Origin of the sequence: Neisseria wadsworthii 9715 (genome assembly GCF_000227765.1) — a bacterium.
Lineage (GTDB): Bacteria > Pseudomonadota > Gammaproteobacteria > Burkholderiales > Neisseriaceae > Neisseria > Neisseria wadsworthii.
Window position 1 is genome coordinate 1,676,891 of record NZ_JH165159.1, and the last position, 20,194, is coordinate 1,697,084.

Annotated in this window: 20 protein-coding genes; 13 read left to right on the forward strand and 7 right to left on the reverse strand. The window is 48.1% G+C overall.

What is annotated here, in order from left to right:
* Positions 1–7: 7 nt before the first annotated feature.
* Positions 8–490, reverse strand: coding sequence for a Holliday junction resolvase RuvX (gene ruvX, locus HMPREF9370_RS07740; protein WP_009116874.1), 483 nt, complete (start codon positions 488–490; stop codon positions 8–10).
* Entirely contained in the window at positions 483–1,031 is a 549-nt protein-coding gene (locus tag HMPREF9370_RS07745; protein WP_040667557.1) for a YqgE/AlgH family protein, read from the reverse strand. The genes ruvX and HMPREF9370_RS07745 overlap by 8 nt, the downstream gene beginning before the upstream one ends.
* Before the next feature lie 139 nt (positions 1,032–1,170).
* Here HMPREF9370_RS07745 and HMPREF9370_RS07750 point away from each other — a divergent pair, with 139 nt between their 5' ends.
* The 4 genes from HMPREF9370_RS07750 (at position 1,171) to ribBA (ending at position 6,316) form a co-directional block, all read left to right on the forward strand.
* Positions 1,171–2,430 carry a murein hydrolase activator EnvC family protein gene (locus HMPREF9370_RS07750; RefSeq protein WP_040667059.1) on the forward strand — a complete coding sequence of 420 codons (1,260 nt, stop codon included), beginning with the start codon at positions 1,171–1,173 and terminating at the stop codon, positions 2,428–2,430.
* A gap of 117 nt (positions 2,431–2,547) precedes the next feature.
* Complete coding sequence (locus HMPREF9370_RS07755) at positions 2,548–4,005, forward strand: S41 family peptidase (RefSeq protein ID WP_009116877.1); 1,458 nt, start codon at positions 2,548–2,550, stop codon at positions 4,003–4,005.
* 275 nt (positions 4,006–4,280) lie between these two features.
* The gene (locus HMPREF9370_RS11820; protein WP_009116879.1) at positions 4,281–4,796 is read left to right on the forward strand and encodes a lectin; all 516 of its coding nucleotides are present in this window, start codon (positions 4,281–4,283) and stop codon (positions 4,794–4,796) included.
* 164 nt (positions 4,797–4,960) lie between these two features.
* Positions 4,961–6,316 carry a bifunctional 3,4-dihydroxy-2-butanone-4-phosphate synthase/GTP cyclohydrolase II gene (ribBA, locus tag HMPREF9370_RS07770; protein WP_009116880.1) on the forward strand — a complete coding sequence of 452 codons (1,356 nt, stop codon included), beginning with the start codon at positions 4,961–4,963 and terminating at the stop codon, positions 6,314–6,316.
* 83 nt (positions 6,317–6,399) lie between these two features.
* On the opposite strand, the gene HMPREF9370_RS07775 is transcribed toward ribBA, so the two are convergent.
* The 3 genes from HMPREF9370_RS07775 to HMPREF9370_RS07785 are packed head-to-tail and all read right to left on the reverse strand — an operon-like array spanning position 6,400 to position 8,221.
* Positions 6,400–7,707, reverse strand: coding sequence for an MFS transporter (locus tag HMPREF9370_RS07775; RefSeq protein WP_009116882.1), 1,308 nt, complete (start codon positions 7,705–7,707; stop codon positions 6,400–6,402).
* The gene (gene ccoS, locus HMPREF9370_RS07780) at positions 7,688–7,903 is read right to left on the reverse strand and encodes a cbb3-type cytochrome oxidase assembly protein CcoS (protein ID WP_009116883.1); all 216 of its coding nucleotides are present in this window, start codon (positions 7,901–7,903) and stop codon (positions 7,688–7,690) included. Before ccoS ends, HMPREF9370_RS07775 begins: the two co-directional genes overlap by 20 nt.
* A gap of 3 nt (positions 7,904–7,906) precedes the next feature.
* Positions 7,907–8,221, reverse strand: a complete 315-nt coding sequence (locus HMPREF9370_RS07785) for an HLGFF motif protein (protein ID WP_009116884.1) — start codon at positions 8,219–8,221, stop codon at positions 7,907–7,909.
* 617 nt (positions 8,222–8,838) lie between these two features.
* Here HMPREF9370_RS07785 and HMPREF9370_RS07790 point away from each other — a divergent pair.
* The 5 genes from HMPREF9370_RS07790 (at position 8,839) to mpl (ending at position 13,494) form a co-directional block, all read left to right on the forward strand.
* Entirely contained in the window at positions 8,839–9,024 is a 186-nt protein-coding gene (locus HMPREF9370_RS07790; RefSeq protein WP_009116886.1) for a WG repeat-containing protein, read from the forward strand.
* Positions 9,025–9,462: 438 nt separating this feature from the next.
* Positions 9,463–9,867, forward strand: coding sequence for a DUF2846 domain-containing protein (locus tag HMPREF9370_RS07795; RefSeq protein ID WP_009116887.1), 405 nt, complete (start codon positions 9,463–9,465; stop codon positions 9,865–9,867).
* A gap of 54 nt (positions 9,868–9,921) precedes the next feature.
* Positions 9,922–10,881 (forward strand): prolyl aminopeptidase, encoded by a 960-nt coding sequence (gene pip, locus HMPREF9370_RS07800; protein WP_009116888.1) that lies wholly within the window; start codon positions 9,922–9,924, stop codon positions 10,879–10,881.
* 103 nt (positions 10,882–10,984) lie between these two features.
* Positions 10,985–11,995, forward strand: a complete 1,011-nt coding sequence (trpS, locus tag HMPREF9370_RS07805) for a tryptophan--tRNA ligase (protein ID WP_009116889.1) — start codon at positions 10,985–10,987, stop codon at positions 11,993–11,995.
* A 122-nt stretch (positions 11,996–12,117) separates the two neighbouring features.
* On the forward strand, positions 12,118–13,494 hold the full coding sequence (gene mpl / locus HMPREF9370_RS07810) for a UDP-N-acetylmuramate:L-alanyl-gamma-D-glutamyl-meso-diaminopimelate ligase (protein ID WP_009116890.1): 1,377 nt from the start codon (positions 12,118–12,120) through the stop codon (positions 13,492–13,494).
* 169 nt (positions 13,495–13,663) lie between these two features.
* Here the strand turns inward: mpl and HMPREF9370_RS07815 are convergent, their stop codons facing one another.
* Entirely contained in the window at positions 13,664–14,260 is a 597-nt protein-coding gene (locus HMPREF9370_RS07815) for a DUF4124 domain-containing protein (RefSeq protein WP_009116891.1), read from the reverse strand.
* A gap of 63 nt (positions 14,261–14,323) precedes the next feature.
* Between HMPREF9370_RS07815 and HMPREF9370_RS07820 the strand changes: the two genes are divergently transcribed.
* Positions 14,324–15,952: an ABC-F family ATPase gene (locus HMPREF9370_RS07820; protein WP_009116892.1), complete on the forward strand. Its 1,629-nt coding sequence runs from the start codon at positions 14,324–14,326 to the stop codon at positions 15,950–15,952.
* A gap of 174 nt (positions 15,953–16,126) precedes the next feature.
* On the opposite strand, the gene HMPREF9370_RS07825 is transcribed toward HMPREF9370_RS07820, so the two are convergent.
* Complete coding sequence (locus HMPREF9370_RS07825; RefSeq protein ID WP_040667060.1) at positions 16,127–17,320, reverse strand: amino acid aminotransferase; 1,194 nt, start codon at positions 17,318–17,320, stop codon at positions 16,127–16,129.
* A gap of 249 nt (positions 17,321–17,569) precedes the next feature.
* Between HMPREF9370_RS07825 and HMPREF9370_RS07830 the strand changes: the two genes are divergently transcribed.
* The 3 genes from HMPREF9370_RS07830 (at position 17,570) to HMPREF9370_RS07840 (ending at position 20,043) form a co-directional block, all read left to right on the forward strand.
* Positions 17,570–18,253 carry an SIMPL domain-containing protein gene (locus tag HMPREF9370_RS07830; protein WP_009116894.1) on the forward strand — a complete coding sequence of 228 codons (684 nt, stop codon included), beginning with the start codon at positions 17,570–17,572 and terminating at the stop codon, positions 18,251–18,253.
* Between the two features lie 98 nt (positions 18,254–18,351).
* Positions 18,352–19,185, forward strand: coding sequence for a M48 family metallopeptidase (locus tag HMPREF9370_RS07835; protein ID WP_244963441.1), 834 nt, complete (start codon positions 18,352–18,354; stop codon positions 19,183–19,185).
* A gap of 57 nt (positions 19,186–19,242) precedes the next feature.
* Positions 19,243–20,043: a M48 family metallopeptidase gene (locus HMPREF9370_RS07840; protein WP_040667062.1), complete on the forward strand. Its 801-nt coding sequence runs from the start codon at positions 19,243–19,245 to the stop codon at positions 20,041–20,043.
* The last annotated feature ends 151 nt before the right edge of the window (positions 20,044–20,194 follow it).

Genomic DNA, 20,194 nt, shown 5'->3' on the forward strand with positions numbered 1-20,194 from the left:
GATATTTTCAGACAGGCATCATATCGCCTTCATTATTTCCATCAAACCATTCAACCGCACCGCTTTCAAACAAGCTATGCAGAATCGCCTGCGCCGCTACTTGATCAAGCACGCTTTTCTGTTTACGGCCAAACACCTGCGCCTCAGCCAACAAACCCTCCGCATAAACCGACGACAAGCGTTCGTCCACCCAATACACAGGCAGCTTATAACGGCCATGCAGACGACGGCCGAATTTGCGTGATAACCGGGTCAACTCATGTTCCGCGCCGTCCGTATGCGTAGGCAAACCCACGGCGAAATAATGCGGCTGCCATTCCTTAACCAGCTTATCAATCGCGGCAAACTTCGCTTCATTGCTCTCACCTGTTACCGTCGTGAGCGGATGTGCCAAACCGATTTCCGCATCACCTTGCGCAACCCCGATGCGTACCTCGCCGAAATCAAAAGCCAAGGCCGTACCTCGCGGCACCTTGATTGCCTCAGGCATGACCTGCGCCTCCCATCAGCGTTTGCGGAGAAACACCCAGTTTCGCCATGGCCGCTTCGTAGCGCTCTTCATGCGGCAAATCAAATAAAATCCGCTCATCAGCAGGCACGGTCAACCAAGAATTGTCCATCAATTCTTGCTCGAGCTGCCCTTCCGACCAACTCGCATAACCAATGGTAATCACAGCTTTTTGAACCAAGTCCGACTGGCTGAGTTTCTCGATAATATCCCGTGAAGTCGTCATTGCCACATGATCATTTACTGCCAAACTGCTCTGCCAAGAGCCGATCGGCATATGTACCACAAAACCACGGTCAATCTGCACAGGGCCGCCCATCATCACCCACTCCCCTTTAAAACGCTCCGGTGTATGATGTCCTGCCGCCTCAAACACCAAATCCATCGTAACCGGAGAAGGCTTATTAATAATAACACCGAGTGCGCCGTCTTCATTATGTTCGCATAGATACACCACACTGTTTTCAAAAAACATATCGTTCATAGAAGGAGCGGCAATCAGAAAATGATCTGTCAGATTCATGCTGAATTTCATATTATTGATTCATTCCGTAAACATAACGGCTAATATGGGTATCAATCCACTAAATACAATAGGGCTGTTCGGCACGCGCAAATCCGTTATAATCGGTAAGATTTCGTCTGCTTAACTATAATTAACCATGCAACTGAAGCCCCTATTGCTCACTGTTCTTTTATGTCTGAGCCTTCCCTCATTTGCCCAGCCCAGCCAAAAAGAGCTGCAAAATATCCAAAAAGCCATCAGCAATGCGCAAACCGACCTGAAACAAAAACAGGCCGCCCAACGCCGCGCGCAAGCAGCATTAAATGCCAGTCTGAACGCATTAGAAAAAGCCCGGGCAGAGCTGGCCACCATTACCCGCCAGCAAAACGCAGCCTGGAATCAGTTGCAGAAATTACAAAACGAATTGGAAAAAGTCAAAACCGAAGTCACCGGCACAAAAGCCCAAATCACCCGTCTGCTCGCGGGCCACTATAAAAACCGCCAACCCAACTCTATTTCATTGTTCTTGAAAAATGCCGAACCCGGCCAAAAAGCCCGTTATCTGGAATATATCAAACATATTAACCAGGCCAACGAAAAAGTGATAAACAATCTGGTTAAACAGCAAAAAGAGCTCGAGCAACAAGAAAAAGCCATTGATGCCGAGCTGAACCGCCTAAAAAAACTCAAAGCAGCCCAACAAGCCGCGCTCAAAAAACTGGGTAAAACCCGCAGCGCGGCGCAGCAACAAAGCAACGAGCTCAACGCCCAAATCAGCAGCCAAACCCAGAAAATTGCCAAACTACGCGAAGACGAGCGCCGGCTGAACAACATCCTCGCCGATATTTCACGCCGCAACGCCGCCAGCAGAAAAGCTCAAGCCCAAAGCCGCAAACAAGCCGCACAAGAGCGCATCAAAAAATCCAATCAATCACAAAAACAAACCAAACAAAAAAACAACACTGCTGCTCCGCACGGCAACCTTACCGCTGAAGACCGCGCCTTATCCGGGCCGGATCAAAGTCAAGGCAGCAGTTTCAGTCGCATGCAGGGCAGATTGCGCAAACCCGTCGGCGGCAGCGTAACCGGCCGTTTCGGCCAAGCGCGTGCCAGCGGCGGCACATGGCGCGGTGTATTCTTCGCCACCCCGCCATCCGGTGTAAGCAGTGTTGCCTCAGGCACCGTTGCCTATGCCGGCACGCTTGGCGGCTACGGCAATACCGTTGTGGTAGATCATGGTGGCGGCTATGTCAGCATCTATACCGGCCTAAACAGTATCGGTGTGAGCGGCGGCTCAAACGTAGGCTCCGGCAGCTATATCGGTACAAGCGGCACTTTACCGGCCGGCGAGCAAGGTTTGTACTTTGAAATCCGCTACCGCAACCAGCCCATGAACCCACTTTCATGGATAAGGTAACGATTCATTAGCATATTTTTACCCGTGATTGGTTGATACTGAAAAACAAATCCAATAAAGTTCCACAGTTCGTAACTGCCTCCGACAGACACAGAAAGAAAGAGAAAGCAAAAAATAATGGCCAATTCTACTTTGAAAAAAGTCGCTCTTTATACCCTCGGCGCTTTCAGCGGCGTGATACTGAGCCTGAGTGTTCAGAGCTATGCAGCAGAAAAAGACAGCCAAAGCTCACTGCCCGTGCAGTCTATCCGCACCATGGCAGAGGTATACGGGCAGATTAAAGCCAATTATTACCAAGACAAAACCGACGAAGATTTGCTCGAAGGCGCCATGAAAGGCATGGTTGCCGGTTTGGATCCGCATTCTGAGTTTATGACCAAAAAAGACTATACCGACCTTAAAGAATCGACCTCGGGAGAATTCGGCGGTTTAGGCATGGAAATCGGCGCAGAAGACAGCTTCGTAAAAGTAATCGCACCGATTGAAGACACACCCGCCGAACGTGCCGGCGTAAAAAGCGGCGACTTTATTGCCAAAATCGACGGCGTATCCACCCGTGGCATGACCGTACACGAAGCTGTGAAAAAAATGCGCGGCAAACCCGGCACATCCATCACATTAACCCTTTCACGCAAAGACGTTAATAAACCGATTACCGTAAAAATCACCCGCGCCATCATTAAAGTGAAAAGCGTGCGCTATAAGCTGCTCGAACCGGGCTACGGTTATGTGCGCATCAGCCAATTCCAAGAGCGCACTGTTACCGCTTTAAACGATGCCCTCAAAACCCTGCATAAACAAAACAGCGGCGCACTCAAAGGCCTGATTATCGACTTACGCGACGACCCGGGCGGTTTGCTCAACGGCGCGGTAGGTGTATCGGCCGCCTTCTTAAAAGAAGGCCAACCGGTAGTCAGCACAAAAGGACGTGACGGTAAAGAAGGCTTGAAACTTTCTTCCGTTAAAAAAGATTATATGATCGGCATGGGGCAAGACCCGCTGGCGGGTGTACCGGCTGAAATGAAGCACATCCCGATTACCATCTTAATCAACTCAGGCTCCGCTTCAGCTTCCGAGATCGTAGCCGGTGCGCTGCAAGACCATAAACGCGCCGTTGTCGTGGGTACGCAAAGTTTCGGTAAAGGCTCCGTACAAACCGTATTGCCGCTTTCCAACGGCGGCGCGGTCAAACTGACAACCGCGCTTTACTACACACCTAACGACCGTTCGATTCAGGCACAAGGTATCGTGCCCGATGTGGAAGTGAAAGATAAGAAACGCTTATTTGAAAGCCGAGAAGCCGACCTTGCCGGCCACATCGGCAATCCAAGCGGCGGCACGGAAGTTAACGGCAACATCTTTGAGCCTGACGAAGCCTCATCTTCGCCCGGTGCAAAAGATGAAAAAGAAGAAAAAGAAGATCTTTCTTCTCGCCGCGAACCCAATCCGGCTAAAGACGACCAATTGAGAAAAGCCTTAGAGCTGGTGAAATCGCCCGCCCAATGGCAAAAATCTTTAGGTTTGGCTGCAAAAAAACCCGCGCCGAAAAAAGAAAACAAAGAAGATAAAGAATAATTTTTCAAATAGTGCCGTTAAACATTAATGCCTGTCTGAAAAATGTCAGACAGGCATTTATTATCACGATAACCCATAAAAACCATGAAACTGAATGTTTCAGAATCTTGCCGTGAAAAAAATATTTCATACAAGGTAGCGAACCGCAGGCAATACAAAGCCTGCAGCAAGTGAAGGGCCTTGTACAAAATATCCAACTTCATAGCAATACAAGCAAAATGCTTGTCTGAAAGTCTACAAAATTAATCAAACACAATGTAACAAGGAAACAACTTATGAAATTGAAACACAGTCTGTATCTTTTACTTTTTTTACTTGGCGGCTGCATTTATATCGGCCATCCTGACGATGTGTATAATACTATTCCCGATATCCACACAGAAGCGCCCCGCTCCGAGCGCAACCCGCTTCCGCGTAAGCCTGGGCAATCAGGCACCTACCTTATCCGAACTCCCGATGACAGGTGCCTTGATTTGAGTGGTGCTAACAATAAAGACATCATCGCCCATACCTGCCACGGTAAAAGCAACCAACAATTCACCTTCCACAATGACAGCATCCGCGTACAAGGATTATGTTTGGATGTGGCCGGTAATCAAACCCAAGACGGCGCGCCCGTTATCGCCTACCAATGTCATGGCAAAAGTAACCAGAAATGGTATCGCGAAGGTAAAACCATCCGCAGCGCACTGAACGGCAAATGTCTGGATGCCGGCAAACATAAAAACCAAATCCGCCTATACCATTGTGATGGCAGTAGCAACCAAAGATTTTACATATCCGCTTATTAATTTCTAAACATACTAAAGATGCCTGTCTGAAAACATTTTCAGACAGGCATTCATTTCAAATCTATATTTTACTTTAAAGTAAAAATAAATACAATTATATAAAACTTTACTTTTATTTGTGGCGAGCGTAATATCCGCTTTTTAGTTCATAACACCCTCATAACATGAATCTTACCGATCAGCGCCGTAAAAACCTGCGCTTATGGATAGACCGCCTACATCAAGGGCGGCAATCACTTTTTGCCGCAGAAACCGGTATCAATCAAGGTGAGCTTTCCGCCCTTTTAAAAAACAAACCCTTCGGCGAGCGCAAAGCCCGCAAAATCGAACAATCAGCAGGCATGCCCGCTATGTGGCTCGACGGCAACTACTCCGAAACCACATCAACCGCAAGCCCAAATTCTCCAAACCCTCAGAAAACAAACGCCAACACTATGCAAATCTCACCTATATCCGAAATTCTGGCCGACATCAAAGCCGGCAAAATGGTCATCATCACCGATGCAGAAGATCGAGAAAACGAAGGCGACCTCGTTATGGCCGCCCAATTCGTTACCCCGCAAGCCATCAACTTCATGATCAAACACGCTCGCGGCCTGGTTTGCCTGCCAATGAATGATGCCATGGTCGACCGCCTTAACCTGCCGCAAATGACGCAAAAAAACGGCGCCCAATACGGCACCAACTTTACCGTTTCCATTGAAGCAGCCCACGGCATTTCCACCGGCATCTCCGCCGCAGACCGCGCCCTCACCATTCAAACTGCCGTATCGCCCAACGTTAAACCCGAAGACATCGTACAACCCGGCCATATCTTCCCGCTGCGTTCACAAAAAGGCGGCGTATTGGTGCGGGCCGGACACACCGAAGCAGCGGTCGATCTTGCCGAAATGAGCGGCCTTTCTCCTGCCGGCGTTATCTGTGAAATTCTCAACGACGACGGCACTATGGCGCGTATGCCCGAATTAATGAAGTTCGCCGAAGAACATAACCTCAAAATCGGCACCATCGCCGATTTAATCGAATACCGCAGCCGCACCGAAAGCCTGCTCGAAGAAATGGGTGATACTACCGTACAAACCCCTTGGGGCACTTTCCAACAGCATGTTTATGTAGACAAACTCTCCGGCGAAACCCATCTGGCTTTAGTTAAAGGCGAACTGTCGCCCGAAACAGAAACTCTTGTGCGCGTACACGAACCCTTCAGCGTAATGGACTTTCTACAAGCCGATCCCAACCATTCCTGGCCGCTGCCCAAAGCGCTGGAACATATCCAAAACGCCGCCAGCGGTGTGATTATTCTACTGCACCGCACGGAAGACGGCGACGCTCTGCTTGACCGCACCTTGCCGAAAAACACATTCCAAATCAAAAAGTGGGATAGAAAAACCTACGGCATCGGCGCCCAAATTCTTGTAGGATTAAACGTGAAAAAAATGCGCGTAATGGGCAAACCCTCTTCTATGAACGGCTTAACCGGCTTTGGCTTGGAAGTAACCGGCTTTGAAGCGGCGCCTTAAACCATTCGATATAAAAAACCATGCCTGTCTGAAAATTTTAGCTTCGCAGAAACCTGCATTGCTCGTTTTCAGACAGGCATGGTTTACTTCATACCCAAATAAGACTTCAAATCTTCCCATATCTTCGGCTCCAGCTTCAAAAGATAATAAAGCATGCCGAGATTACCCAATGCGGCTAAAAAATAAAGCAGGTTAATGCTGTCAAACAAAAATAAAAGCAAGGCACTAGCCAGAGCGGCAATAACCATAAACAAGCCGTTCACGATATTGTTGGCGGCAACAGCGTGCGCGCGAAAGCTGTCGCTGCTGGCAGTTTGCAGCCAAGTATAAAGCGGCACGGAGAAAAAGCCGCCGAAAAATCCTATGGTAACCATACAGGCCATGATTGGCAAAGAGCGGGGCTGTGAAAGGAAATACCACACGCCGTTCAACTCAACATGGTGCGTGCCGTAAGTGAGCCACACCAGCAACACCCCGGACAAGGTCAAGCCCAAAGTGCCGACGGCAACCAAGCCTAAACGGAGCCGTTCGTGGCTGAGTTTGGCGCACAATACTGAACCTGCGGCAATGCCGATGGAAAACAAGGCAAGCATCAGGTTGAACACATTGTCGTTGCCGCCCAAATGGATTTTAGTAAAGGTGGGCAATTGAGTGGTATAAACCGCACCAATCAGCCAAAACCACGAAATGCCGATAATCGCGGTATAAAGTTCGCGCTGGGCGAATGTGGCTTTCAGCAGGCTACAAGTGCTGCGGGCGATATTCGGATCAATCCGCACATCCGGCCGCTTGGCGGCTACCGGCGGCATAAATACACTAGTTACAAACCCCACGAATGCAGTCAAAATGATTAATGTTGCCACCACATAATGGCTCATGCCGGCAACAAACGTACCCAAAATCTGACCAAACAAAATCGCTAAAAACGTACCCGACTCAATCAGGCTATTGCCCATAATCAGCTCTTTACTATTCAGATAATCGGGCAAAATGGCGTATTTCAACGGCCCGAACAAGGTAGATTGCGCTCCCATCATAAACAGGCAAGCCAACAGCAGAGGAGCGGACTGAATCAGAAAACCGTAAGCGGCTACCAACATAATCAAGATTTCCAATATCTTAATTATGCTGGCAAGTTTCGCTTTATCGAATTTGGTGCTAAATTCACCGGAAATCGAAGAAAACAAAAAATAGGGCAAAATAAACAGCAATGCCCCCAAATTCAGCATTTGGCTGGGCTGCAGCCAAGCATTATCGCCCAAACCGTAAAAGCTAATAGACACAAACAGTGCGGTTTTAAACAGATTATCATTGAATGCGCCGAGAAATTGCGTGCCGAAAAGCGGCGCAAAACGGCGACCGACAGCGAAATTAAGATTGTCTTTGATCATGTTTCTCTTCCGCCGCAGAATCAACCGGCTTGGATTTACCCTCTTCAGGATGATATTCGTCATCGTCCATAATAATCCGGTGCGCCGGGCCTTCCAAATCATCAAACTGCCCGTTTTTGCCTGACCACCAGAAAAAATAGCCGATTAAAAATGCCAGAATGATACTCAATGGTATCAGAATATAAATGCTTTCCATGGTTTACATCATTCCTGTCATATCGCCCAATATCAGCGATTGTGTGCCGATTCTTAAAAATTCGTTACGCAAGCTGCCGATTTTCTCCGATTCTTTATAAAGATTAATCCGGTCTTTTTCCACGCGCCAGCAAAACGGCTGCGTTAAATCGCCAAACTCTTCCAGCACTCTCAAAGCCGCCTGATCTTGAGGCTTCGTTTCGCTTTGCAGCTTAACAATAAAACGCCCGCTCTGCGGGTGTGCGTTTTCATCATCCGGCAACATAATAAAAAAGCCTAAATGCTCGCCCGCTTGGTTATGAATACTGAAATAATGCATGGCTTAAAAATGCCTGTCTGAAAAATCATCAAACATGAGAATTTAAACCCCTTTAAGCCAAGCTGCAAGACACAGATTATATTCGGCTTGTAAACAATATGTTATTTTGTTAAGCCGTTTGCAAAATCTAACAAATAGGAATATTACGGCTTATAAATGCTAAAATTAAAACGTTTTTTCTTATTTCAATTATCATCGCATCTCTCAGTGCCTGCCAAAGCCTGCCTAAATTTTCAAACAATTACGCCGATTACGATAAGCTTCCGCTCAGCGAAGCCGAGTTTTTAAAACGCACCGCAGATATTCAGAAAGCTGCCGCCAGACTTGAACCTCAACACACGATTTATTTCGACAAAGATTGGCAAGAAATAGAAGGGGCTGATCCAAAAGCTTATATTGCACTCTACAACAAACACAGATGCTCAATCATGAAGAATTTGTTAACGCCAAGGACGAATGGCTGATTCCGTCGGAGTTCGCCTTTACCCGCGCACAATTTCCAACTATGCATACGATGAATTTGAATCTCTTCAATATAATCAAGAGTTCGCGCTGAACCAACCGGCAAGCAAGTATTCCGTGCTTTTCCCCTCGTAAGATTTATTGAGCCGCACGGCTTGATTGTTGTCTCACACAAAAACAAACAAAACAAGAAAGGCGTACTCAACCGGCAAGGCCGATGGGGAGTACAACCTGAATTTGATGAGATTTACCTCTCCGAAGAAGAGCCTTCCATCGCAGTAAAAAATGCCCAAGGCTGGGGAACTTACGATTTCAGCGGCAAGCAGATTATTCAGCCATAAACATTTGTTTTCAGACAGGCATTATTCCCAACAATGCCTGTCTGAAAACTTGTTTATTACGCAGCTTCAAATTTTTGCATATCTACCATCTCGCTTTACCCCAAAATAGACTCTTAAACTTAAGCCGCCTACGACATTTGCATACCATTAATCTTTAAACAATTAGCAAAAAATATAATTTGTTTACAATGTTTATACAAAAGCAATGAAACTATATTAAACCAATAATAATGGCGGTTTGCTGTTCTACAACCTATCGACTGTTTGAGTCTGACCACATTGATTATTGCTTGAATAATCCAATCAAACCATACACAAACTAAATTCCAAAAATAAAGATAATTTTAAATTGAGAAAATATATAAATAAGTTTATTATAATTATCAAAACTATATCAAAATAACTAATTCGCAATACAACGGAAAAAGGATTTGCATTATGAAAAAATATTTATTTGTTTGTATGTTATTTCCACTTGCCCTTACCGCTTGCCAATCCAGCTCGCCAAGATTTGTCCACTTAGAGCAGCCTGAATATAACCACGGCAAGCTCTATATTTATCGCCCGCATAACTACAAAAACGCCAAAGTTGTTTACGAAGTTTATGCCGGAGACATCAAAATAGGCCATATACACAATGGCCATCACATCCATAAAGATCTCCCCTTCGGCATCCATAAAGTCCATTTAAAAAATGCACAAACATCACTAAACGTACCTCTACGTATTGATGAAATAAAATGCCTGCGCCTCACATTTAACGAACAGCAGCAGCCCGTGTTGCAAAAAATGCTCTATGAACAATGCAAAGTAGACATTCTGTCCACCAAATCATCAATATAGTAAGCAATAAGCACTAAAATTACAAACTTTCATATCCTCAATAAAGGGAAAACTATGTATTTTGTCCCCCTGCCCAACCGGAACGGCATGCTTCAGGTATCGGATACCCACCAAATCTATTGGGAAGAGTCAGGCAACCCAAAAGGCATTCCCGTGATCTTCCTGCACGGCGGCCCCGGGGCGGGAGCATCGCCTTCATGCCGTGGATTTTTCGACCCCACCGCCTACCGCATTATTATCATTGATCAGCGCGGCTGCGGCCGCTCCCTGCCTTTTGCCGAAACCCGAGAAAACACCACTTGGGATTTGGTAGAGGATATTGAAAAAGTCCGCGAAATGCTCGGCATCAACAAATGGCTGATATTCGGCGGCTCTTGGGGCAGCACGCTCTCGCTGGCCTATGCCGAAACCCATCCCGACCGCGTGCTCGGCCTGATTTTGCGTGGCATTTTTCTGTGCCGCCAAAACGAAATCAACTGGATTAACGAAGCCGGCGGCGTCAGCCAAATTTATCCCAAGCAGTGGCAAAACTACATTGCGCCCGTACCGAAAGAAAAGCGTGGCAACCTTGTTCAGGCTTACCACGAAATGCTGTTTTCCAAAGACCACACCGTTGCTCTTCACGCAGCTAAAGCCTGGGCAGATTGGGAAAGCTGGCTGATTCAGTTCGAGCCCAAACCCGTAGATGAAGATGCAGAAAAATCCCTCGCGATCGCCCGCATCGAAAACCATTATTTTATGCACTTGGGCTGGCTGGAAGGCGAACGCGCCATTTTGCGCAATATCCGAAAAATCCGCCACATTCCCACCATCATCGTGCAGGGCCGCTATGATATGTGCACCCCCATGCAAAGCGCTTGGGATTTAAAACAAGTATTCCCCGAAGCAGAGCTTCGTATAGTCCAGGCTGGCCACTCCGCTTTCGACAAACCCTTATCTGCCGCCCTAATCAAAGCATGCGATGAATTTGCCGCCCGCCTGCAACACAACGAAGGGCAGGATTATGCAGACTAAAGCAGATTCTGATAAGATTCAGCAGTTTTAAACCATTTAGCAACACACTTTCAGACAGGCATATGCCTGTCTGAAAAACATTCCAGCAGAAAGCAGCCTGATCATGACTAAAAAACGCGTGCTCACCGGTGTTACCACTACCGGCATTCCCCACTTGGGCAACTACGTCGGCGCCATCCGTCCCGCCATCCGCGCCAGCCAAAACGAAAACACAGAATCTTTTCTCTTTCTGGCTGATTATCACGGCATCATCAAATGCCACGACCCGGAAACCATCCACCAATCCACCCAAGCCGTAGCCGCCACCTGGCTGGCCTGCGGCCTCGATCCCGAGCGCACCACGTTCTACCGCCAAAGCGATATTCCCGAAATCCTCGAATTAAATTGGATTCTCACCTGCATTACCGCCAAAGGCCTGATGAACCGCGCCCACGCCTACAAAGCCGCCGTGCAGGATAATCTCGACAAAGACCAGGAAGACCAAGACCATCAAATCGAAATGGGCTTATACAGCTACCCCATCCTGATGAGTGCCGACATCCTTATGTTCAACGCCCACGACGTACCCGTAGGCCGTGACCAAATCCAACACGTTGAAATGGCGCGCGACATCGCAGGCCGTTTCAACCACCGCTTCAAAGAGCTGTTTGTGTTGCCTGAAGCCAAAATTGAAGAACATGTAGAAACCCTGGTCGGCTTGGACGGCCGAAAAATGAGCAAAAGCTACGGCAACACCATCCCGCTTTTTGAAACCGAGAAAAAGCTGCAAAAATCAGTCAACAAAATCATCACCAACCTGAAAGAGCCAGGCGAACCTAAAGAACCGGGTGAAAGCCCATTATTTGAAATCTACAAAGCCTTCGCCACCGAGCAGGAAACCCAAGAATTCACTCGCATGCTGGCCGAAGGCTTGGCCTGGGGTGAAGCCAAAAAAATCCTCGGTGCCAAACTCAATGAAGAATTAGCGCCCAAACGCGAACGCTACAACGAGCTTACCGCCAACCCCGCGCAAATCGAAGACATCCTGCAAGCCGGCGCCGCGCGTGCACGCAAAGAAGCCCGCATTTTGTTGGATAAAGTGCGCGATGCAGTAGGCATCCGCGCGCTGAAATAACACGGCCGCCACGCAGCAATGCCTGTCTGAACACTTTTTTCAGACAGGCATTGCATATTAGAAAATATCAACTTTCACAGCTATAATACACACCTTTCATTGTTTTCAGCGAAACCCACACCATGAAACACATCCACATTATCGGCATCGGCGGCACCTTTATGGGCGGCCTGGCAGCAGTTGCCAAAGAAGCAGGCTTCAAAGTTACCGGCTGCGATGCCAAAATGTATCCGCCGATGAGTACCCAGCTTGAAGCTTTAGGCATAGGCGTACACGAAGGATTCGATGCCGCGCAGTTGGATACCTTTCAAGCCAATGTTTATGTAATCGGTAATGTGGCCAAGCGCGGCATGGACGTGGTTGAAGCCATTTTAAACCGCGGCCTGCCTTATATTTCCGGCCCGCAATGGCTGTCTGAAAACGTATTGCAAGGGCGTTGGGTGCTCGGCGTAGCGGGCACACACGGCAAAACCACCACCGCTTCCATGTTGGCCTGGGTGTTGGAATATGCCGGTTTGGCTCCCGGCTTTCTGATTGGCGGCGTGCCGCAGAATTTCAGCGTATCCGCCCGCCTACCGCAAGCGCCGCGCCAAGATGCGGATTCCGTTTCGCCGTTTTTCGTCATTGAAGCCGACGAATACGACACCGCATTTTTCGACAAACGCTCCAAATTTGTTCATTACCGCCCGCACACCGCTATTCTGAATAATCTGGAATTCGACCATGCCGACATTTTCTCCGATTTGGCCGCCATCCAAACCCAATTCCACCACTTGGTGCGCACCGTTCCCGCCGAAGGCCTGATCGTCTGCAACGGCACTGAGCAAAGCCTGCGCGACACACTCGATAAAGGCTGCTGGACGCCTGTCGAATTTTTCGGCGGCAAAGAAGGCTGGCAGGTCGGCGCAGTAGACGCAAACGGCGCGTTTGACGTGTTGCTCAACGGCGAAAAAGCCGGCCATGTGGCTTGGGACATTATCGGCGAGCACAACCGCATGAACGCGCTGGCCGTGATTGCAGCCGCCCGCCATGCCGGCGTGGACGTAAAAACCGCCTGCGAAGCCTTGAGCCGATTCAAAAATGTGAAGCGCCGCATGGAAACCAAAGGCCAAATCAACGGTATCACCGTTTATGACGATTTCGCCCACCACCCCACCGCCATTGCCACCACCGTTGCTGGCTTGCGCCAAAAAGTCGGCAGCGCGCGCATTCTGGCCGTATTGGAGCCGCGTTCCAACACCATGAAACTGGGCACCATGAAAGCCGCCCTGCCGGCAAGCCTGAGTGAAGCCGACCTGGTATTCTGCTATTCCGGCGGAGTAGATTGGGATGTGGCCGAAGCCCTGTCACCGCTCGGCAGCAAACTGCATGCCGGCAGCGATTTCGATGCCTTTGTTGCCGAAATCGCTAAACAGGCGCAAAGCGGCGACCATATCCTGATTATGAGCAACGGCGGCTTCGGTGGCATTCACGACAAGCTGCTCGCTCAATTGAAGTGATTCGCCCAAGCAAATACACAATGCCTGTCTGAAAGTTTCAGCTTTGCAGAAAACTTTCAGACAGGCATTTCTATTTATTAAATCGTAATCACACGGCAGTTATATTCAGGCTTTAAGCATGCATAACGAAACCACGGTGAAATAACCATTCGCTGCACACAACCGCGCCTCACTCGGAAACCGCGCCGCCGTCCGAAAGCCCGTTCAATTCATCCTGTGCTTTTTTCACTTCGGCTTCCAAACCTGCAATGCGCTCAAGATAGCGTACATAATTGCGTTCGTTGCCGTAGCGTACTTTTTTCCCTTCTTCCAAAGCGCGCTGCGCATCTTTCACTTTTTTCTCCGCAGCCTGATAAGCCGGATCGGGAGCAGGCTCGGGTGCAGGAGCCGGCGGCGTATAGTGTACCGGCTTGGCCGGTTCTGCCGAATAAATGCTCGGGCGGCCTATATCGGCTTTTTTGCAATTCGCCGAACCTGCATTCTGCGTATACACTTTATTGCCGTAGCGGTCGGTGCAGGTAAACACTTCCGCGTGCGCAAAAGGCAGCGTAACCCAATACAGCAAAGACAAAATCAGAGCTTTTTTCATACGTTTTTCCATGTAAATTATTTTTTGATTATAGCCGAATCCGCCTCCCAACGGTTCGCAGCCCGTTTCACGCCCTGCACAAGTTGTGTAAAAAGGCGGCATATTCGGTAAATGCCTGTCTGAAAGCTTTTTCAGACAGGCATTTATCTTCAATAAATCCCAAATGTAAAGCCGCATACAAGCCGCCGGTATGGTAGAATATCGCCCATTTTTGACAACAGCTTTTTAGGGTATCTCAACATGATTTCTACCAACGGCATAACCATGCAGTTCGGCGCCAAGCCGCTGTTTGAAAATGTATCCGTCAAATTCGGCGAAGGTAACCGCTACGGCTTGATTGGTGCCAACGGTTCGGGCAAATCCACCTTCATGAAAATTCTCGGCGGCGATTTGGAGCCGACCAGCGGCGAAGTGGCCATTGAAAACGGCGTGCGTTTGGGTAAGCTGCGTCAAGACCAGTTCGCTTACGAAGACATGCGCGTATTGGACGTGGTGATGATGGGGCACACCGAAATGTGGGCGGCAATGACTGAGCGCGACGCCATCTATGCCAACCCCGAAGCCACCGAAGACGACTACATGCGTGCCGCCGAATTGGAAGCCAAGTTTGCCGAATACGACGGCTACACCGCCGAAGCTCGTGCAGCCGAGCTATTGAGCGGTGTAGGCATCGAAGAATCATTACACAACGCCCAAATGAGCGAAGTGGCTCCCGGTTTCAAATTGCGCGTGTTGCTGGCGCAGGCATTGTTTTCCAAACCCGACGTATTATTGCTCGACGAGCCGACCAACAACTTGGACATCAACACCATCCGCTGGCTCGAAGGCGTGTTGAACCAATACGATTCAACCATGATCATCATCTCGCACGACCGCCACTTTTTAAACGAAGTGTGCACCCACATGGCCGACGTAGATTACAACAGCATCACCATCTACCCCGGAAATTATGATGATTACATGCTTGCTTCCGCACAATCCCGTGAACGCGCCCTGAAAGACAACGCCAAAGCCAAAGAAAAGTTGCAAGAGCTGCAAGAATTCGTGGCGCGCTTCTCTGCCAACAAATCCAAAGCCCGCCAAGCCACCAGCCGCTTGAAGCAGGCCGACAAGATTAAAGCCGAAATGGTGGAAGTGAAACCCTCCACCCGACAAAACCCGTATATCCGATTTGAAACCGACGAAAAAGCCAAGCTGCACCGCCAGGCAGTGGAAGTGGAAAGTTTGGCAAAATCTTTTGAAAACACCTTGTTCAAAAACCTCAGTTTCATGCTGGAAGCAGGCGAGCGTTTGGCTGTTATCGGCCCGAACGGCGCAGGTAAATCCACCTTGCTGAAACTGTTGGCAGGCGCATTCAATCCCGAATACAGCGAAGGTATCCAGCCCGATGCCGGCACCATCAAATGGGCGGAAAAAGCCAATGTCGGCTACTATCCGCAAGACCATGAAAACGATTTCGATGTGGATATGAACCTCACCGAATGGATGCGCCAATGGGGTCAGGAAGGCGACGACGAACAAGTTATCCGCGGCACACTCGGCCGTTTGCTGTTCGGCAGCAACGACGTGGTGAAACAAGTGCAAGTGCTTTCAGGCGGTGAAAAAGGCCGTATGCTCTACGGCAAACTGATTCTGCTGAAACCGAACGTGCTGATTATGGACGAGCCGACCAACCACATGGATATGGAAAGCATCGAATCCTTAAACATGGCATTGGAAAAATACAAAGGCACCTTGATTTTCGTATCGCACGACCGCCAGTTTGTATCTTCACTGGCCACCCAAATCATCGAGCTAGACGGCAAAGGCGGTTACGAACATTATCTGGGCGACTACGAAAGCTATTTAGAGAAAAAAGGTTTAGTGTAAAGCCCAACTCAATCCACAAATAATAATGCCTGTCTGAATAACTTTCAGACAGGCATTATTAAAGGGGCTAATCTAATTCGGCCCATATTTTCAAGTTAATTCACTATATGGAATTCCACCATGTTCAATAAATAAAGTGGCTTTCAAAGTTCAACCGCTTTATCTTTTCAATGCTTACAATACTTTCACTATGCTTTCGCACAAATAGCGGATATTGTCTTGTGTGATACCCGCCACATTGATACGGCCTGAACGCACAGCGTAAATTGCAAACTCATCTTTTAAGCGGTCAACTTGTTCGGGTGTTAAGCCTGAAAATGAGAACATACCGTTTTGTTTCACGATAAAGCTGAAATCCTGCTTCGCGCCATATTCTTTCAGCAAATCTACAAATTGCTGACGCATCTCTTTGATACGGCCGCGCATTTCATCCAGTTCGGCAATCCATTGCCCTTTCAAGGCCTCGTCTTTCAACACCAAAGCCACTGTTGCACCGCCGTGCGAAGCCGGGTTGGAATATATTGTGCGGATAATGGTTTTCACTTGGCTGAACGCGCGGTTGGCTGTTTCTTCATCGGCAGCCACCACGGTAAACGCACCCACTCGCTCGTTGTACATACCAAAATTTTTGGAATAAGAGCTGGCCACCAGCAATTCTTTGTTCAGCTTGGCAAAAGCACGCAGGCCGTAAGCATCTTCTTCCAAACCATTGGCAAAACCTTGATAAGCAAAATCAAATAATGGCAGCCAGCCTTTTTCGGCAGACATTTTCGCCAAGGTTTCCCATTGTTCGGGCGTCGGGTCGATACCTGTCGGGTTATGGCAGCAGCCGTGCAAAAGCACCACATCACCCGCTTCGGCTTGGCTCAAATCTTCAATCAAGCCGCCCCAATCCAGGCCATGCGTGGTTTTATCATAATAGCGGTAGTCGCGGATATTAATGCCCACAGCTTTAAAAATCGCATTATGATTCGGCCACGTGGGTGATGAAATCCAGATGTTTTTAGCGTTGGTTTGACGTTTGATAAATTCAGCCGCCACACGCAACGCGCCCGTGCCACCCAAGCTTTGCGCAGTCTTGGCTCTCTTGGAAGCAATGATTTCACTGTCTGCACCAAAGAGTAATTTTTGCGTTTGTGCGTTGTATTCCGCTACACCGTCGATGGTTAAATAATTTTTGGTATTTTCAGTTTCCAACAGACGCTTTTCAGCCTCTTTCACGGCTTTTACAATCGGGGTTTGGCCTTTTGAGTCTTTGTAAACGCCAATACCCAGATTGACTTTATTTTCGCGGGTTTCTGCTTTAAATGCTTCGCCCAAACCCAAAATGGGGTCGGCAGGTGCGGCTTCGATTTTGTCAAAAAACATGATAAATACCTTTTTACACAGATGAATAATCGTTAATGATAATGCCTGTTCGGTTATACTGCTAAAGCAGTAGGCTTGACAAGCCATTACAGCAAATTACTTACAGTTTTTTTCAGACAGGCATTTGTATAGCTGTGAAAATCAATATTTCATGCAAAACGAGTAAATCCTTAAGATGATCTAAAGTAGAAATAAATAATCTCCGTTTAATATGTAAAATATTTTTTCCAATTTATAAAGGAGAAACTTATGCGTAAAGCCATTGCTCTGCTATTACTGCCACTAATTGCCGCTCCGGCATGTGCCGAACCTTTGAACTACAATGTAGTCTCTTTTTCGGAAAGTGCAAGCACAACTGCCGATAACGACTTAATGCGCGTTATTTTTGCTATTGAAGAAGAAGGCAAAGACCGTCACGCGGTCAGCAACCGGATCACCCACCGTCTCAACGCGCTCAACGCTCGAATTTCAGCCAACAAAGCGTTTAAAGGTGCGGTAATCAATCGCAGCACCCAACCTCATTACGATGAAAAAGGCAAAATAACCGGCTGGTACGACAGTGCGTATGTCAGCGTGGAAAGCAAAGATTTTCAAGCATTAAACAAACTGATTGCCGCCGGCCAAAACGATGCTGCCGTAATGCGTTTAAGCTTTACAGTATCGCCTGAAAAACGCAGCGAAATCACCAATGAGTTGAGCAAGCAAGCTTTAAAAAATTTTAAAAACCGCGCCGAGGTAATCAGCCAAACTTTAGGTTTTAGGGGCTATAAAATCGTGAATATCAAAATCGACAGCAATTTCCGTACACATCAAACTGCGGCCATGAAATCCCAAACTATGGAAGCTGCACTTTCCGCCGCACCGGAAATGACAACCGACAACCCGGGCACCGAAGAAATCATACAAACCGTAAGCGGTTCTATTCAAATGTAAGCATGATGCCAAACCCTACCGGGATAACCTTTCATCGAAAAGCATTAATTAGCCCGTTTATTTATGCTATGTTCTTTAAAACTCAGAAAGTGTGAATTTTGATCAAAACCCAACATACTATTGTGCGGGCCTTCACATTATCTTCCGTCTTACTTTTACTCGGCGGTTGTAATGTCGTTGCAGAGATGGCCGGCCATGATACGGCTTCTCTCAACCAAACCGCCGCCAAACAATACCGCCAAATGATGAGGATTGCCGACGGCCGCTATCTTGTAGATACTGAGTCGGAAACTGCCCGCCGCGTCCACCGAATTTTCAACTGCATGAAACCCTATGCAGAACAATCAAACCAAACCGGCACGCCATTCGACTGGCAGATAACAGTTATCAAATCCAAAGAGCTGAACGCATGGATTATGCCCGGTGGAAAAATGGCGTTTTACACCGGAATGGCCGACACGCTTAAGTTAAGCGATGGAGAAATCGCAGCCGTTATCGGCCATGAAATGACCCACGCATTAAAAGAACATGGCAAAAAGAAAGCGGGTCAACAAGTGCTCACCCGACTTGCCGGCAAAACGGCAGGCATCGCTTTACAGGCCACCACCGGCGTAAGCGGCGGTTTTGCCAATCTCGGCACAGATGTCATTACTCACTATGGGGTTAAAATGACCTATTCGCGCAGTCAAGAAAATGAAGCCGACAAAGGCGGCATGCAATTGATGGCACAAGCAGGTTATCATCCGCAAGAAGCCGTGAACCTGTGGAAAAAAATGGAAAGCCTCAAAAGTAACCATAATTTTAAAAACATAGTAGCCTCAAGCCACCCTACCAATAAGCAGCGGATAGACAATCTGCAAAAATTGTTGCCCGAAGCAACAAAATATTACAAACCAAACGGCGCATGCAGCCAAACCGCAAACCAACCATAACGATATTTTCAGACAGGCATTTGATGATTAATGCCGAATTTGCAGGAGTTTATATACATGAAAAAAACCACCTTTACAGCCTTGATCGCTACGATAAGCTTAAGTATGTCGGGCTGTACCGGAATAGCCGACGTCGTCGGCTATGACACAGCCACACTGAATCAGGCAGCAGCCAAACAATACACCGGCGTTGTGACTGCCGCGCGCAATAAAAACATGATCGATAACACATCTCAAACTTCCCGCCGGGTACATACCGTGTTCAACCGCATGAAGCCTTATGCCAACCAAGCCAACAAAACCGGCGTGCCTTTCGTATGGCAGATGACTGTTATCAAATCGAATGAAATGAATGCTTGGGCTATGCCCGGCGGCAAAATGGCCGTTTACACCGGCATCGTTGACCGCCTGAAACTCACCGATGACGAAATCGCTGCCGTTGTCGGCCATGAAATGACTCATGCCCTGCTCGAACACAGTAAAAAAGCCGTCGGCCAGCAAGTCTTAACAGGTTTGGCTGCCGACATCGGCGGTGCCGTATTGCAGTCTTCCACAGGTGCCAGCAGCGACATGGTTAATTTAGGCACAACACTGGTCAGCGATCTGGGCATCACCAAACCTTTCTCGCGCAAACAGGAAGACGAAGCAGACGAAGGCGGCCTGCGCCTGATGGCTCAAGCCGGCTACAATCCTGAAGCAGCCATCACAGTTTGGGAAAAAATGAATCGTGTAGCAGGCAGCAACGGCGGCTTGGGTACCATATTGTCCACCCACCCATCTAATAATGCCCGCATGAAAAACCTGCGCAGAATGATGCCGGAAGTCATGCCTATTTACGAACAAAGTAAAAAACGCTGATAACCCGGCACTCAAAACCGTCCGTTTGGTTTCGGGCGGTTTTACTTTTGCCAATCCCCACTAAACCACACTACAGCCGCTTCGCGCCCGGTTATCCGGCCTTTCACAGCAAATCCCATGAAGCTTTCAGACAGGCATCACCCTCAAAACA

Bases quoted from the DNA above. Each gene is read 5' to 3' on its own strand.
- ruvX (WP_009116874.1), bottom strand. From the start codon at position 490: ATGCCTGAGGCAATCAAGGTGCCGCGAGGTACGGCCTTGGCTTTTGAT.
- HMPREF9370_RS07745 (WP_040667557.1), bottom strand. From the start codon at position 1,031: ATGAATCTGACAGATCATTTTCTGATTGCCGCTCCTTCTATGAACGAT.
- HMPREF9370_RS07750 (WP_040667059.1), top strand. From the start codon at position 1,171: ATGCAACTGAAGCCCCTATTGCTCACTGTTCTTTTATGTCTGAGCCTT.
- HMPREF9370_RS07755 (WP_009116877.1), top strand. From the start codon at position 2,548: ATGGCCAATTCTACTTTGAAAAAAGTCGCTCTTTATACCCTCGGCGCT.
- HMPREF9370_RS11820 (WP_009116879.1), top strand. From the start codon at position 4,281: ATGAAATTGAAACACAGTCTGTATCTTTTACTTTTTTTACTTGGCGGC.
- ribBA (WP_009116880.1), top strand. From the start codon at position 4,961: ATGAATCTTACCGATCAGCGCCGTAAAAACCTGCGCTTATGGATAGAC.
- HMPREF9370_RS07775 (WP_009116882.1), bottom strand. From the start codon at position 7,707: ATGATCAAAGACAATCTTAATTTCGCTGTCGGTCGCCGTTTTGCGCCG.
- ccoS (WP_009116883.1), bottom strand. From the start codon at position 7,903: ATGGAAAGCATTTATATTCTGATACCATTGAGTATCATTCTGGCATTT.
- HMPREF9370_RS07785 (WP_009116884.1), bottom strand. From the start codon at position 8,221: ATGCATTATTTCAGTATTCATAACCAAGCGGGCGAGCATTTAGGCTTT.
- HMPREF9370_RS07795 (WP_009116887.1), top strand. From the start codon at position 9,463: ATGAAAAAATATTTATTTGTTTGTATGTTATTTCCACTTGCCCTTACC.
- pip (WP_009116888.1), top strand. From the start codon at position 9,922: ATGTATTTTGTCCCCCTGCCCAACCGGAACGGCATGCTTCAGGTATCG.
- trpS (WP_009116889.1), top strand. From the start codon at position 10,985: ATGACTAAAAAACGCGTGCTCACCGGTGTTACCACTACCGGCATTCCC.
- mpl (WP_009116890.1), top strand. From the start codon at position 12,118: ATGAAACACATCCACATTATCGGCATCGGCGGCACCTTTATGGGCGGC.
- HMPREF9370_RS07815 (WP_009116891.1), bottom strand. From the start codon at position 14,260: ATGCGGCTTTACATTTGGGATTTATTGAAGATAAATGCCTGTCTGAAA.
- HMPREF9370_RS07820 (WP_009116892.1), top strand. From the start codon at position 14,324: ATGATTTCTACCAACGGCATAACCATGCAGTTCGGCGCCAAGCCGCTG.
- HMPREF9370_RS07825 (WP_040667060.1), bottom strand. From the start codon at position 17,320: ATGTTTTTTGACAAAATCGAAGCCGCACCTGCCGACCCCATTTTGGGT.
- HMPREF9370_RS07830 (WP_009116894.1), top strand. From the start codon at position 17,570: ATGCGTAAAGCCATTGCTCTGCTATTACTGCCACTAATTGCCGCTCCG.
- HMPREF9370_RS07840 (WP_040667062.1), top strand. From the start codon at position 19,243: ATGAAAAAAACCACCTTTACAGCCTTGATCGCTACGATAAGCTTAAGT.